Origin of the sequence: Mycobacterium sp. E740 (assembly GCF_001672895.1) — a bacterium.
Taxonomy (GTDB): Bacteria; Actinomycetota; Actinomycetes; order Mycobacteriales; family Mycobacteriaceae; genus Mycobacterium.
On record NZ_LZKP01000122.1, the window covers coordinates 1 to 13,164 of the forward strand.

Here is a 13,164-nt window from a genome sequence, read left to right on the forward strand (position 1 = left end):
CCGGAACGACCAGGACCCGCTGACCACGTGCCCGTCGGTCGACGTCGCGCGGTAGTTCACCGTGTAGGTGCCCGACGGCCCGAGTGGGCGCACGCCGACACTGAGAACGGCGCCGTCGACGTGGGGTTCACCGGTCGACCACAGATTGCCGTCGGGTCCGACGACGGTCATCGCCGCGAACTGGGGCTGCATCTCTTCGTTGAACGTCGCCGACACCGACGTCGGGCTCTGCGTCAGCGTGGCGTTCTCCGCCGGGTCCGAGGCGATCCGGGTGGCGTGGGCGGCGGCGGTACCGGCACCCGAGAGTGCCCCGGTGATCAGACCGAGCATCAGGACAACGCAGGCGGCGACGGATCTCATGGACGGCTTTCCGGTTCGAGGGCTCAGCTCACGCCGAGCCGGGCCATCAGGTCGGCGTCGATACCGTCGAGCTGGCTTTCGATCGCGGCGTGTGCCGAGCGGCGCCGTGGGGTCGGCATGTGTTCGGCCGCGGCGATCGCGGCGGACAGTTCGCCGAGCCGCTCGGTGATCGCCGTGACGAAGCGCTTGGTCTCGCCGTCCTTCGGCTTCTTCTCGGCGACCAGGCGCAACGACTGCTCTGCGCCGGCGATCCGGGCCGACAGCTGCGCACCGTGACCGTTGTACTGGCCGACCTGGCTGAGCGGCACGCCGAGGCGGTCGGCGCGACGCTGGTCGAGGTAGCCGCGCGCGGTGATGGAGGCGCGGTAGGCGACGGGCACCACGATCGGGGCCAGCAGGCGCGTCACGGTGAGCAGACGGCGAATCCGCGTGGGCGAGAACAGCTTTCCCTCACGGGCGGCCTTCAGCTGAGTTTCGGCGACTTTGAGTGCCGCCCTGTCACTGTCGCGCTGTGCCTTGAGCTGAGCCTTGAGAGAGTTCGTCTCGGCGCGGTGCGCGGCCTTGATGCGGCGAGCCTCGTTCCTGGCTGCCAACCTGGCTTCGAGTTTGGCCTTCGCCTTGATCGCACGGGCCTCGGCCCTGCGGGTGGCGCGGGTTTTGCGTCGCTTGAACGGGCTCATCCCGGCTGCCTTCCGGTGTGGTTCTCGAGTTGTCGGTGCAGCCCAACCCTATCGTCCGGTGCCCCCGGCCGACGGGGTGCGTCCGGGCCGTCCCAGTTCGGTCGGCCACCGGATGGCAGCCCGCTTCTGTGCGAGAATCGACGGGTCGTCGAAAGGGGGGTTTCCGATGCCAGCCAACCGCCGCGTCACCCGTGCGGTCGGCGCTGTGATCGAACTCGCCCCTCGGCGCGGTGAGGTGTCGCTGACCAGGCTCGTCGAGGCTGTCAGCAAGGACCGAAGCCGGCCCATCGACCTGAAGATGGCGGACCTGCCTCCCGGAGTCTGCGGCCAGTGGCGCCAGTACGCCGATCGTGACGAGTTCCTGATCCAGAAGGGACTGCCCGCCTGGGACCGAACGCTGGCTCACGAACTCGGTCACCTCGTGCTCGGGCATGACGGGATCCCCGTCGTCCAGGCGGCTCGGGAGAGCACCGAGATCGCCAGCTCCGATCTGATCGGCTACATGCTCAATCAGCGGACCGGATGCATGGGTCCTGCCGGTGAAGAGGCCGAGCAGGAGGCCGAGGATTTCGCGGCCCTGCTCCTGTACCGGCTGGGCAGGCTGCCGTCGGACCGTTCGTCCATCGTCCAGGTGCGCCTCGGAGAGGCGTTTGGTTGATCATCTGGGTGATCGCCGGTCTGCTCGGACTGGCCACGGGCCTGCGAATCGGCTGGGCACTGGTCAACAAGCAGAGCCTGGTGAGCACCGCGATGATCCTCGCCCTCGGCAGCCTCGGCTTGATCGCCGCGCTGAACTGGGAACCGGTCACGCTGCTGATCGACAGGCTGCTGCGGTGGCCCAACATCGCGATGGGCCTGTCACAGGTGGCGCTGGTCGCGTGCGCGGCGGGCAGTTGCGTGATGATCACGACGGTCTCCTCGGCGCGAAAGCCCGCGACCATCCGAAAGATCGCGATCGTGCAGTACAGCGTCGCGGCGGTGATCGCGCTGGTGAGCGTGGTGAACTTCTTCGCCGCGGGCCGGCAGCCCGAGATGTCGCCCGAGGAGTACCTGCGACGCAACCTGACCGACGGCGGCTACTCGCTGCCGTGGCTGCTGCCGCTGCTCTACGTGTTGCTGGCGCTGTCTCTGGTGTCGTGGGCGGGCCTTCGTTATTCGAACCGCACTCGCCGCGGCCGGGCGTTGTTCGTGTTCACGATCGGCATCGCGTTGATCGTGGCGGCGTCCGCCTTCTTCTTCCTGCGGGCCGTCGGCCGTAACGGCCCGGTGGGCGTCGGAGCCGCGGTGACGCTGCTGAGTTGCGCGATGCTGGTCGTCGCCGCGGGCTCGCTGCTGCCTAGCGTCGAGGACTGGTTCGGCGCCCGCCGCGAACTGCGGGTGATTGCGCCGATACTGGCCGAACTCGGTCGCAGGCACCCCGACATCGGCATCGGGGTACGTCCGCGGGGCCCTCTGGTGTTCAGGGTCGCCGAGCGGATGTCGCTGATCTCTGACGCGCTGTTTCTGGAAGCCAACGCCGCGGATCACCGGCGCAGGCTTCGGGTCGATTCGGCCGGCTCGCTCTCCGAATCAGCGTCCGACGAGACCGAACTCGAGTCGCCGCCGGTGCCGCCGAGGCAGCAAGCCCGCGCGATCGCGGAGTGGATTCATGCCGGAAGCGAAGCCACTGCGGAGGTCGGGCAAGCGGAGTTTCCGGGTCTGTCCTGGCTGCGCCAGCCCGATGACTATTCAGACCGGGAGTGGATCCTGGAGATCGCCGAGCAGTATCGCGCGCTGACCCGGCGTGGGGAGGTCACGGGGCAGACTGCGTAGCTGTTGGCTGCGTGCTGATTCGCCGGATACGGCGTTTTGCGCTATGCCGGGCTAATCGTCGAGATGCTCGCGGCGGCGCAGCTCGTCGACCTTCTGGACGATGTCCTGCTGGGCCTCCGGCGACAGGCCGACGGTCCGCGCGGCAATACGGCGCACACCCTCGTCGCGCATGCTCGCCAGCCAGGTCAGCTCCCTGTCGAGCTTCTCGTAGTACTCGTCGTCGGTGAAGTACGCCGGCTTGATCCGGAAGAAGTTGGCAAGAGCGGCCATGGTGGCCGCCGAGGGGTTGGTTCGGTTGCCCGAGCGCAGCTGCGACAGGTACGGCGCGGACATGGTGACACCCTCGGCCTTGAGCGCCGCGATCACCTCAGCAGAGGTGTGCGGACCGCGTCCCGGCGGGTAGACCGTGTCGAACAGCCGATTCAGTCGAGCGGCGAACGTCGTGCTCATCGATATGACCTCCACATGCAATAGACGAGCGATGAATAAGCGGCGTATTTGCTGATCATCGTAGCGAGTGTGGTGGCGACAACCAAGTGCAAACCGTGGAAAAGTTAACCCGCACCCTCGATCGCCGCCGTCGCCGTCGGCGACGGGGAAGTGCTCGGCGTGTGCCGATGCAACTGCCTTACGGTATGACGAAGCAAATATTGACGCCTGTGTCGAGCCTATTTTGCCGACGGCGTGTGCAGCATCGCCGCTGACCAGTGTCCGGGCGCCGCGGGCAACACCGAATTCGAGCGTCGTGGCTGGAATCCATGTTTGCTCAATACCGAACGTGGCGTCGCGGAAAGACCGGGGTCAAGACGACTGTCGGGACGATTCGCGCGTTTCCGGTCGCGCGGTCGCGGTACGGAGGCGGACCAGCCAGAAAACCAGCGCCGCGACTGCGACCGAGCCGACGACGGCGACGGCGGCCCACCGCAGGCCCAGGGCGCTGTCGAACAGCAGCCACAGCCCGAACAGGAGGAACAGGACGCTGGCCAGGCCGTGCAGGAAGCGTTCCGGCAGCCGCTTGTGCAGCAGTCTGCCGGCGGCGATGGCCGCACCGTCGGCGAGCACCATGCCGGCCGTCGCGCCGATCCAGACACCGGCCCAGTTGCGCTCGCTGGCCAGTGCGACGGTGGCGAGCATCGTCTTGTCACCGAGTTCTGCGAGCACGAATGACGAGACGATCGCCGGAACGACGAAGCGCGGTTCGGCGACCCGCACCTGATCCCCGTCGGCGCCGCCTTCGCGCCACGTCCACAGTGCGAACAACAGGAATGCGATGGCCGCGACGAATGCGATCGGCCGCTCGGGCAGCGTCAGTCCGAGGAAGTGCCCGATGGCCACCGACAGCCCGTGCACGATCATCGCGGCGATGCCGACGCCGGAGAGCACCACCCACCAGCGGTGCCGCAGCGAGTACGTCATGGTGATCAGCTGCGATTTGTCGCCGAGTTCGGCGACGAAGACCACGGCGAGACTGACCAGGATGGCGGCGAGCATTCGGGCGACCCTTTCGACGCGTCGCCGACGGATCGATGCTCACGCCCGTCGGCTTCGGTCGAAGGTCTCGCCCACCACACTTGGTCGGGTGCGGTTCGCCGGCCGGGCTTGCGCCAGTATGTCGACACGACGATTGGGGGCTACTCCCCTTCGCTTACTCCATCGACCATAGCTGCGGTCACGTGAACGCGCCAGCTTCAGCCGGTTTTCGGGCAGCCGAATCCACCGTTCAGGTGAGTGAATCGAGAGCTTCGAAAGCCTCTATGCCGCAAGGAGCATCGCGAGGATGGCGGTATCCGGATGACTGATCGGGTCGACGCCGACGCGGCTCACCATCGACGTGACCGTGCCGTCCGCTTCGGCTTCCACCCAGGCGGCACGATGTTCGAGGCCGAGATGGGGGAGGCCGGGCAGCAACACGCAACCCGAAGCGGCGCCGGTGCACTCGGGCAGTGATGGCGTGGTCTCCGACGGCGGGTGCAACATCAGCAGCGCCGGCGGCTGGTGCTCGGCGAAATATCCTGGCGGGACGGCGGATTCGCCGACCACGGTGCCTTCGGCGACGACCAGGCCGACGGTGTTCGGCTCGGGTTCGTCGGGCAGCTCTTCGCGTGCCCCGAATATCGTTGTGGTGGAGAGCAATCCAGGGAGCGAGGCGACCCGCACGGCGACCATCAGCAATTGGGCCCACTCCTTGGTCGAGTCCGGCCACCGGCCCGAGATCACGAACCCCTTGAGTGCACCGCGTGAATGGAACGGGGCGATCTCGATCGCCCGGCCAGACTCTCTGTCCATATCGCCTCCGCGCCACCGTGTTCGGACGATTGGCTCAGAATGCGGCAGAACTTGCTGGCACGCAAGGGGACACGACTGCTAGCGGCCGGAATCGGCTCTCGAGGTCCACACCACGCGATAGGACCGGGCCGCCGAGATCCAGCCGAACTCGTGGGAGTCGACTGCTCCCGGGGCGCCCGGGTTGTCCGAGCGTGCTTCGAAGATCACGCCTCGGCCGGTGCCGTAGACGTCGCCGACGCGCTTGACGAGCCATCGAGTCGAACGCCGTGGATCCGGGAAGACCCGTAACTGGCCGCGCCGAATGCGCCCGCAGCGCATGGCCAATAGTCCGTCACCCGGGCCGAGCGCCGGGCGCATCGACTCGTCGACGACCCGGAAAAGGCGCACCGGCCTGCGTCGCGGTGTCTGGTTGCGGCGCACCCCCAAAGGGTAAGTTAAGACACATGCTGCATCGAATGTTCACCAACGCCACCGAAGCCCATGCCCATTGCGATCTGTACTGCGGTGTCTATGACCCCGCGCAGGCCAAGATCGAGGCGCTGTCGTGCCTCAAGACGATCCAGAAGTATCACGACTCCGACGACGAGCACTTCCGCCAGCGCTGCGTCATCATCAAGGAGCGTCAGGCCGAGGAGGTCAAGCACCACCTGATGGTGCTGTGGGCCGATTTCTTCGCCAAGGATCACTTCGAGCAGTTCCCGAACCTGCACCAGTTGTTCTGGGACGGCGTGCACGGCGCCGGTGAGGTCAAGAAGTCGCTCGACGCGGCCGTCGCCGAGAAGCTGCTCAAGACCATCGACGAGATCGCCGACATCTTCTGGCAGACCGACAAGGGCAAGCAGATGGGCGTCTACCCGCCGGCCTGAGCAACCACGTCCGTACACCGAAGAGCCGCCGAGTCGATGACCGGCGGCTCTTCGCGTGGAGTCGAAGGTCAGAACAGGACGATGAGGGCCAGCACGCCGAGCAGCAGGAGTGCGATCACGCCGGCGCGCAGGAACGCCATCGACTGATTGCGGGCGTAGCCGTACGTCGACGACTGCCACTCCGTGGGCGGCATCGCCGGGCCCGAACCCGTCGAAGATGTCATGCACCCCTCCTGCACTTTTGACGCGTCTCCCCCGTGAGATCTGTCACAACATCGAACTGTGACGCTGATCATAACCCCTGTTGGCCGCCCGGAAAAATCGGCGGCTCGGCCGGCTGACGGTGTGGCGCACGCCGAGAGACGCTGCGGTGACGCGCGGTTAGCCGGACTACAAATTTCGCTCGACGGCCGCCGCCCTGTTGATGATCACGCGCCGAATTGACCGGGATATCCACAGCAACCTCCAGACAAGCCACAGATTCAGCGGCTCACGGCTGGTTTGCGCTGGTATGTGCCTGTGGAAGAACCTGTGGAATCTGTGGATAGCTCGGCATTGCTGACGGCGGTGGCCGGCCGCGCGGCGCCCGCCTGCGACGGCTCGTCGCTACGCTGGTCGAGTGGTCGGCAGAGGAGCGAAATGATCCAGACGTGTTCCGTGTGCGGAACCCGGTGGAACGTGCGCGACCGGCAACGGGTCTGGTGCCCGCGCTGCAATGGAACCCTGCTGCCGCCGTCGGCCGCGCCGGCGCCCACCGGCGCGGCTCCGCAGTGGAGTGCCCGCCCCGGGGTCGCGCCGACGCCCACCGCATCGACGCTTCCGCCCGCCGGCTATCGCTGGGTCGCGGTCCGGCCCGGCGCCGCGCCGCCGCCGCGGCGTCCCCGGCGCGCACTCGGCCCCACCCCGCGCTACGCCGCCATCCCGCGGTGGGGTCTGATCGACAACGTTGCCGTCCTAGACCCTGCGCAGGAGGCGCCGCGAAGAGGTCCGTCGGCCGGCATGCTGCAGGGCACACTGCTGCTGACGATGGCTGTGCTCGGTGCCGCCGCGCTGATCCACCTGGCCCGCTACACGCTGCTGATCGTCAACCGGTCGGTGCTGCTGCACCCCTGGATAGCCGCAGGCGCGACGTGGTTCGGCGTCGCGCTGAGCGTCGCGGCCGCGTTCATGGTGCTGGCCAGCTTCGTCGTGCTGACCAACTGGCTCGTCGCCCGCCGGGCCGCCGCGTACGCGCACCGCGGCGCCACCGACCCGCGAGCCGGTTGGCACCTGCAGGCCGGCTGTCTGATCCCGTTCGTCAACCTGTTCTGGGCGCCGGTGTTCGTCCTCGAGCTGGCCGGGGTCGAGGAGCGGCTGCGCTGGTTGCGCCGCCCGATCGCGGCGTGGTGGCTGGTGTGGCTGGCCAGCTATACGGTGTCGATCTGGTCGATCGCGACGAGTTTCGCCGCCGACGCCCAGGGGATCGCGGACAACACCATGACCACGACCGTCGCATACCTGCTGGCGCTGGCGGCCGTGTTGCTCGCCGCCAAGGTCGTCCACGGCTTCGAGCGCCAGCCGGTCGAGCGGCCGAGCAAGCGCTGGGTGATCGTCGGGAACGATCAACCAGGGGAGCCGGAGCCGGAAATTGACGTTCCGGTTGAGCCCGACGGGCAGAACCCGGCAGCATAGGTTCCATGACTGGCGACGCGGTCGGCGGCCATCCGTTCGTCGTGGCGCACCGCGGCGCATCGGCGGACCGTCCCGAGCACACAATCGCGGCGTACGAACTTGCGCTGCAGGAGGGTGCCGACGGTGTCGAATGCGACGTGCGGCTGACGCGCGACGGGCACCTGGTGTGCGTGCATGACCGCAAGGTCGACCGGACGTCGAACGGGACCGGCCTCGTCAGCGACATGACCCTGGCTCAGTTACGCGAATTCGATTACGGCGCTTGGCATCCCAGTCGTCACGGTGATCGCGCTCAGGGCGACACGGGGTTGCTGACCCTCGAAGAGTTGGTGACGTTGGTCCTGGACTGGAACCGGCCGGTCAAGCTGTTCGTCGAAACAAAGCACCCGGTCCGGTTCGGCGCGTTGGTGGAGAACAAGGTACTCGCGGTGCTGCACCGGTTTGGTATCGCCGCCCCCGCGTCCGCGGATCTGTCACGCGCGGTGGTGATGTCGTTCTCCGCGGCCGCGGTGTGGCGGATCCGGCGCGCGGCGCCGATGTTGCCGACGGTGTTGCTCGGCGAGACGTCGCGGTATCTCGGCGGCAGTGCCGCAACGACCGTCGGCGCCACCGCGGTTGGGCCTTCGATCGCGACGCTGCGCGAGCATCCCGAACTCGTGGACCGGGCCGCTGCTCAGGGCCGCGCGATGTACTGCTGGACCGTCGACCATTTCGAGGATGTGCAGTACTGCCGCGAGTTGGGCGTCGCATGGGTGGCGACCAATCATCCGGGCCGGACGAAGGACTGGCTGCAGAACGGGTTGGCCGGGGCCGGCCGGGATTAGTTCTCAGGGTTGGGCGTCGAGCACATCCGCGGGTACCGGCGCGTCGGTGCGCAGGGCCTGGAACAACTCAGCTGCGGCGTTCTCGTCCCAGACCACCACCGAACCCGAGTCCCCGCCGGTGAACTCCCCGATCGGAACCGTCGCCGTCAGGACGTCGCCGCGCATCGCCCACACCAGCCTCGCGAGGTCCCAGACGTGGTCGTCCTCGTTGACCGCGACGGCTCCGCCGGCGGCCTGCGCCATCGGGTACCAGCGCAGCGGGTTCAGCAGTACGCCCGGGCTGGCGGCGCGGTGCAACAGCGCGGACATGAACTCGCGCTGGTGGACCATGCGGTCGAGGTCCGCGCGCGGCGTGGCCCTGGTCCGGACGAACCCGAGCGCGTTGCGGCCGTCGAGCTTCTGGCACCCGGCCGGCAGGTCGATGCCCGCCAGCGGGTCGCTGATCGGTTCGGTCGGACACATCGTGACACCGCCGACGGCGTCGACCATCCTGGCGAACCCGTCGAATCCGATCTCGGCGTAGTGGTCCACCCGGACGCCGGTGGCCTGTTCGACGGTCTGCACGAGCAGTGGGGCGCCGCCCATCGAGAACGCGGCGTTGATCTTGTCGCTGCCGTAGCCCGGGATCGACACGTAGGAGTCGCGGGGAATCGAGACCATCGTCGTGCGGGTGCTCGAGAAGAGGCCGGGAATGTGCACGAGCAGGATCGTGTCGGTGCGGCCGTTGCCGATGTCACCCCCCGTCGCCAGCTGCGCTTGTTCCTCGGGCGTCAGGTTCTGCCGACTGTCGGAGCCGACCAGCAGCCAAGTGGTGCCCGCACCCGGCGCGGGCCGGTCGGGGTAGTCGGTCAACGCCGGGATGCGCTGCAGCGACGAGTCGATCCATACGCCGGCGGCGACCGCGGCCACAGCGAACACCAACAGGACGGCCAGCAGGATCCGGCCCCAATGCCGTTTGCGCCGAGGCGGTTTCGGCGTCGCCGTCGGCTTCCCCGGTGGCTGTGCCGGGGGCTGCTGCCGGGGTGGTCCTGTCGTCACGCCTGCGGGCGGCCTGCGGGGCGGCTGTCGCGGCGGTGGCGGTGCGGGCCGTGGCGGTGGTGGCCTTCGTTGCGGTGGCGGCAGGCGCGGCGGTGGCGCCGCCGGTGTGCCGGGGTTGGGCGGCCACTGGGGAGGCGGGCGGTAGTGGGGATCGCGGCGAATCACCTGTGACGGCTCCCGGCGCGGCCGCGGCGGCGGGTTGAACCCGCGGGGCGGCTGCCGGTTGTCGGTCATCTGATGAATCTACGTCGCACGGCCGCATGTTCACCGTAACCAGCCCAGGTGCCCGGCGGCCAGGGCGTAGCCGACGAACGCGACGGCGTCGATCAGCGCATGTGCGACGATCAGCGGCCAGAGCCGGCCCGTGCGCACATAGACGCATCCGAACACCACGCCCATCGCCAGGTTGCCGAGCCCCGCGCCGAAGCCCTGATAGAGGTGGTAGAGGCCACGCAGCACGCTGGAGGCGATCACAGCGGCCACGGGGTTCACGCGCAGTTGGCGCAGCCGGGTGATCAGGAAGCCGACGACGATCACCTCCTCGGCCCAGCCGTTCGCCAGCGCCGTCAGCAGCAGCACCGGTATGCGCCACCAGGTGTCGTACAACTCGGCGGGTTCGATGTCGGCGTTCATCCCCAGAATCCGGGCGAGCTGGTAGAGCGCCAGGCCGGGCACGCCGATGAGCGCGGCCAGTCCGAGTCCGCCGAGCAGGTCGGCCCGCCACCGGGGCCGGCCCAGGCCGATCGCCACCGGACCGAAACCGCTGCGCCACAACAGGTACAAGGCCAGCGCGCCCCATGCCGAAAGCTGGAAGACCCAGACCAGGTTGAGCCCCAGGTCGATCAGGTCGAAGGGGGAACGCCGAGGATTGAGCGCCACCACCTGGCCGGAGAGGCCGAGAAGCACGGACTCCACGAGGCTCAGCAGCGAGCTGTAGGCCGACAGCCCGAACGTCACCGCAAGGACCACGGCGAGTTCGATGCGCAGCGCCCGGCGGCGAGGGTCGGTCAGCTCGTCGGAGGCGCCGGTCACCGGAGCTACGGTAGTGGCGTCACAACTTGCGTGCGCGCAGCCCGTTGAGGAACGGGCAACCCAGCAGCACGCGGATCGCCTGGCTGAGCCCGGTGACGTCGTCCACCGGCTTGGTGAACGGCAGCCGCACGTCGTGATCGCCGTCGTCGGTCTCCACCCGCAGCCGTACGCCGTAGCGGTCCAGACCCAACGGCCGAACGCGGCCCCGTCGCAAGGACATCGGCAGTCGGCTCGCGAGCCGCTCGACGACGTCGCGGTGCGCCGATTCCATGTGCTGCAGCCAGCAGGACTCCATCGCGCAGAACGGGTCCGGCCGGGCTCCGAGAAGCGTGCCCACCCCGACCGACTCGGCGCCGGTGGAGTCGGCGACGACCACAGAGTCGATCTCCAGCCGGAGCAGCGCGTGGGCACTGTCGGAGGAGTTCACCTGCAGCAGAGCGGGATTGGGATCCTCCGACGCCACCAGGTCGAGCAGGGCGGCGACCTCGCCTGCGGCCACGTCGTGCAGGCGGCCGCGGATCCACACCAGCGACCGCACCGGCTCGCGCAGCGGCAACGGCGCGTAGTCGGTCATCTCCAGCACCGCCTGCACTCCGGCGGCGCCTGCTGTCGCGGCCTTGACCGCCACGGCGCTGTCGAGCGGGACGGTGATCGCGAACGAGCCGTCGCCGAGCAGATGGTGCACGGGCGTCTCGGTGGGTTCGAGGCCTTCGACCGCGAGCATCGCGCCGCCGGCCCGCGCGCAGGCACTGCGGATCCGCTCGGCCGTCGTGGGTGCCGTGCTCGTCATCGTCGTCATGCCGCCTCCATTTTGTAAGGTGAGCCTAACTTAACTAACAGCCATCGGACCGCGCAAGGGCTTCCTGCAGCGGAACGGCATTACCGCGGCGACCCGATAATGTTGAGCCGTGCCGCGCATCGCTTACCTGGGGCCTCAGGGAACCTTCACCGAGCTGGCGCTGCTCAAGATGGCCGCCGACGGCATGCTGCCGGGCGGATCGGCTGCCGGTGAGGTGAGCGCGCTCCCGTTCGACAGCACCACCGGCGCCCTCGCCGCCGTCCGCAGCCAAGACGCCGACTTCGCGTGTGTGCCCATCGAGAACTCGATCGAGGGATCGGTGTCGCCGACATTGGACGGCCTCGCCACCGGGACGCCGGTGCAGATCTTCGCCGAACTGACGCTCGACGTGTCGTTCACGATCGTGGTGCGCGACGGCATGCGGGCCGGCGACGTGAAGACCATCGCCGCCTTTCCGGTCGCCGCCGCCCAGGTGCGGAACTGGCTCGGCGAACATCTGCCGTCGGCCCGAATGGTGCCCGCCAACTCCAACGCCGCAGCGGCCAACGACGTCGCCGAAGGCCGCGCCGACGCGGGAGTGAGCACCGCGTTGGCCGCGCAGCGCTACGGGCTGACCGCGCTGGCCTCCGACATCGTCGACGAACCCAACGCGCGCACCAGGTTCGTGCTCGTGGGAGCGCCCGCGCCGCCACCACCACGCACCGGCGCCGACCGCACCTCGGTGGTGCTGCGGCTCGACAACGTGCCGGGCGCGCTGGTGGCTGCGATGACCGAACTCGCGGTGCGCGACATCGACCTGACACGGATCGAATCTCGGCCCACGCGAACGGGATTGGGCACCTACATGTTCTTCCTGGACTGCGTCGGCCACATCGACGACGATGCGGTCGCCGAGGCGCTCAAGGCCCTGCACCGGCGTTGCGCGGATGTGCGATTCCTCGGATCGTGGCCGACCGGCGCAGCCGCGGGCGCGGCGCCTCCCGAGTTGGACGAAGCGGCTCGCTGGCTGGCCCGACTGAGGGAGGACAAGCCGTGACCGGGCGACTGGTGTTGGTTCGCCACGGGCAGTCGCTCGCCAATGTGCAGCGCCGTCTCGACACCCGCCCGCCCGGCGCGGAGCTGACCGACCTGGGCCGCGATCAGGCGCGCGCCTTCGCCAGTGGCCTGTCGCGCCCGCCCGCGATCTTGGCGCACTCGGTGGCGCATCGCGCCCGCCAGACGGCCGAGGAGATCGCGGGCACCCTGCGGCTGCCGCCCGTGCAACTCGAGGGCATCCACGAGGTGCAGGTGGGCGATCTCGAAGACCGCAACGACGACGAGGCGATCGCCACGTTCGAGGGGGTTTATCAGAGATGGCACGACGGCGACCTCGACGCCGCGATGCCCAACGGCGAGACCGGTAACGAGGTGCTGGACCGGTACGTGCCGACCATCACCGCGCTGCGGATGCGGCACCTCGACGACGACGCCTGGCACGGTGACATCGTGGTGGTCAGCCACGGCGCGGCGATCCGGCTGGTCTCGTCGGTGCTCGCGGGCGTGGAGCGCAGTTTCGCGCTCGACCATCACCTCAGCAACACCGAGGCTGTCGTGCTGTCGCCGATCACCGACGGCCGGTGGAGCTGCGTGCAGTGGGGGACGATGACGCCGCCGTTCTATCCCGAGCCCGACGTGCACCCGGTCGAAGACGCCCTGCAGTCAGCCGACCCGATGGGCTGACAGCTCGACCGCGCAAACACAGCCGATCGCCTCGCAGTCCAGCACGAACGTGTGCACCACCTCGGGGGTCACACAGT

General features: G+C 68.6%; 17 protein-coding genes. 7 read left to right on the forward strand and 10 right to left on the reverse strand.

The window, feature by feature from the left end; translation table 11 throughout:
* Together A5663_RS11670 and A5663_RS11675 are read right to left on the reverse strand one after the other, a co-directional pair.
* A partial coding sequence (locus A5663_RS11670; protein ID WP_068148522.1) for a copper resistance CopC family protein occupies positions 1 to 360 on the reverse strand: 360 nt, incomplete at its 3' end.
* 23 nt (positions 361 to 383) lie between these two features.
* Positions 384 to 1,040 (reverse strand): DUF6474 family protein, encoded by a 657-nt coding sequence (locus A5663_RS11675; protein ID WP_068148483.1) that lies wholly within the window; start codon positions 1,038 to 1,040, stop codon positions 384 to 386.
* 166 nt (positions 1,041 to 1,206) lie between these two features.
* Between A5663_RS11675 and A5663_RS11680 the strand changes: the two genes are divergently transcribed.
* On the forward strand, positions 1,207 to 1,698 hold the full coding sequence (locus A5663_RS11680; RefSeq protein WP_068148487.1) for an ImmA/IrrE family metallo-endopeptidase: 492 nt from the start codon (positions 1,207 to 1,209) through the stop codon (positions 1,696 to 1,698).
* On the forward strand, positions 1,695 to 2,852 hold the full coding sequence (locus tag A5663_RS11685; protein WP_068148490.1) for a hypothetical protein: 1,158 nt from the start codon (positions 1,695 to 1,697) through the stop codon (positions 2,850 to 2,852). The genes A5663_RS11680 and A5663_RS11685 overlap by 4 nt, the downstream gene beginning before the upstream one ends.
* Before the next feature lie 51 nt (positions 2,853 to 2,903).
* Here the strand turns inward: A5663_RS11685 and A5663_RS11690 are convergent, their stop codons facing one another.
* The 4 genes from A5663_RS11690 to A5663_RS11705 form a co-directional block, all read right to left on the reverse strand.
* Positions 2,904 to 3,302: a helix-turn-helix transcriptional regulator gene (locus A5663_RS11690; RefSeq protein ID WP_068148525.1), complete on the reverse strand. Its 399-nt coding sequence runs from the start codon at positions 3,300 to 3,302 to the stop codon at positions 2,904 to 2,906.
* Positions 3,303 to 3,653: 351 nt separating this feature from the next.
* Positions 3,654 to 4,343 (reverse strand): TMEM165/GDT1 family protein, encoded by a 690-nt coding sequence (locus tag A5663_RS11695; protein ID WP_068148493.1) that lies wholly within the window; start codon positions 4,341 to 4,343, stop codon positions 3,654 to 3,656.
* A 261-nt stretch (positions 4,344 to 4,604) separates the two neighbouring features.
* The gene (locus tag A5663_RS11700) at positions 4,605 to 5,138 is read right to left on the reverse strand and encodes a peptidase (RefSeq protein ID WP_068148497.1); all 534 of its coding nucleotides are present in this window, start codon (positions 5,136 to 5,138) and stop codon (positions 4,605 to 4,607) included.
* A 78-nt stretch (positions 5,139 to 5,216) separates the two neighbouring features.
* A complete protein-coding gene (locus A5663_RS11705; protein ID WP_231976760.1) occupies positions 5,217 to 5,495 on the reverse strand; it encodes a S26 family signal peptidase in 279 nt (92 codons plus the stop codon).
* 86 nt (positions 5,496 to 5,581) lie between these two features.
* On the opposite strand from A5663_RS11705, the gene sodN reads away from it, so the two are divergent.
* On the forward strand, positions 5,582 to 6,004 hold the full coding sequence (sodN, locus tag A5663_RS11710; protein WP_068148500.1) for a superoxide dismutase, Ni: 423 nt from the start codon (positions 5,582 to 5,584) through the stop codon (positions 6,002 to 6,004).
* Positions 6,005 to 6,072: 68 nt separating this feature from the next.
* Here the strand turns inward: sodN and A5663_RS23340 are convergent, their stop codons facing one another.
* A complete protein-coding gene (locus tag A5663_RS23340) occupies positions 6,073 to 6,228 on the reverse strand; it encodes a hypothetical protein (protein ID WP_197503374.1) in 156 nt (51 codons plus the stop codon).
* Positions 6,229 to 6,643: 415 nt separating this feature from the next.
* Between A5663_RS23340 and A5663_RS11715 the strand changes: the two genes are divergently transcribed.
* Positions 6,644 to 7,675: a DUF4328 domain-containing protein gene (locus A5663_RS11715; RefSeq protein ID WP_068148503.1), complete on the forward strand. Its 1,032-nt coding sequence runs from the start codon at positions 6,644 to 6,646 to the stop codon at positions 7,673 to 7,675.
* A gap of 5 nt (positions 7,676 to 7,680) precedes the next feature.
* The gene (locus A5663_RS11720) at positions 7,681 to 8,499 is read left to right on the forward strand and encodes a glycerophosphodiester phosphodiesterase (protein ID WP_068148506.1); all 819 of its coding nucleotides are present in this window, start codon (positions 7,681 to 7,683) and stop codon (positions 8,497 to 8,499) included.
* A gap of 3 nt (positions 8,500 to 8,502) precedes the next feature.
* Here the strand turns inward: A5663_RS11720 and A5663_RS11725 are convergent, their stop codons facing one another.
* From A5663_RS11725 to A5663_RS11735, 3 genes are read right to left on the reverse strand one after another with little or no spacing between them, the layout of a single operon-like run.
* Positions 8,503 to 9,771 (reverse strand): LCP family protein, encoded by a 1,269-nt coding sequence (locus A5663_RS11725; protein ID WP_231976759.1) that lies wholly within the window; start codon positions 9,769 to 9,771, stop codon positions 8,503 to 8,505.
* Positions 9,772 to 9,801: 30 nt separating this feature from the next.
* Positions 9,802 to 10,569, reverse strand: coding sequence for a CPBP family intramembrane glutamic endopeptidase (locus tag A5663_RS11730; protein WP_068148507.1), 768 nt, complete (start codon positions 10,567 to 10,569; stop codon positions 9,802 to 9,804).
* Between the two features lie 19 nt (positions 10,570 to 10,588).
* Complete coding sequence (locus A5663_RS11735) at positions 10,589 to 11,359, reverse strand: DUF2470 domain-containing protein (RefSeq protein ID WP_082974067.1); 771 nt, start codon at positions 11,357 to 11,359, stop codon at positions 10,589 to 10,591.
* 118 nt (positions 11,360 to 11,477) lie between these two features.
* Between A5663_RS11735 and pheA the strand changes: the two genes are divergently transcribed.
* Together pheA and A5663_RS11745 are read left to right on the forward strand one after the other, a co-directional pair.
* On the forward strand, positions 11,478 to 12,404 hold the full coding sequence (pheA, locus tag A5663_RS11740) for a prephenate dehydratase (protein ID WP_068148513.1): 927 nt from the start codon (positions 11,478 to 11,480) through the stop codon (positions 12,402 to 12,404).
* Positions 12,401 to 13,087: a histidine phosphatase family protein gene (locus A5663_RS11745; protein WP_068148516.1), complete on the forward strand. Its 687-nt coding sequence runs from the start codon at positions 12,401 to 12,403 to the stop codon at positions 13,085 to 13,087. Before pheA ends, A5663_RS11745 begins: the two co-directional genes overlap by 4 nt.
* Positions 13,088 to 13,164: the final 77 nt, after the last annotated feature.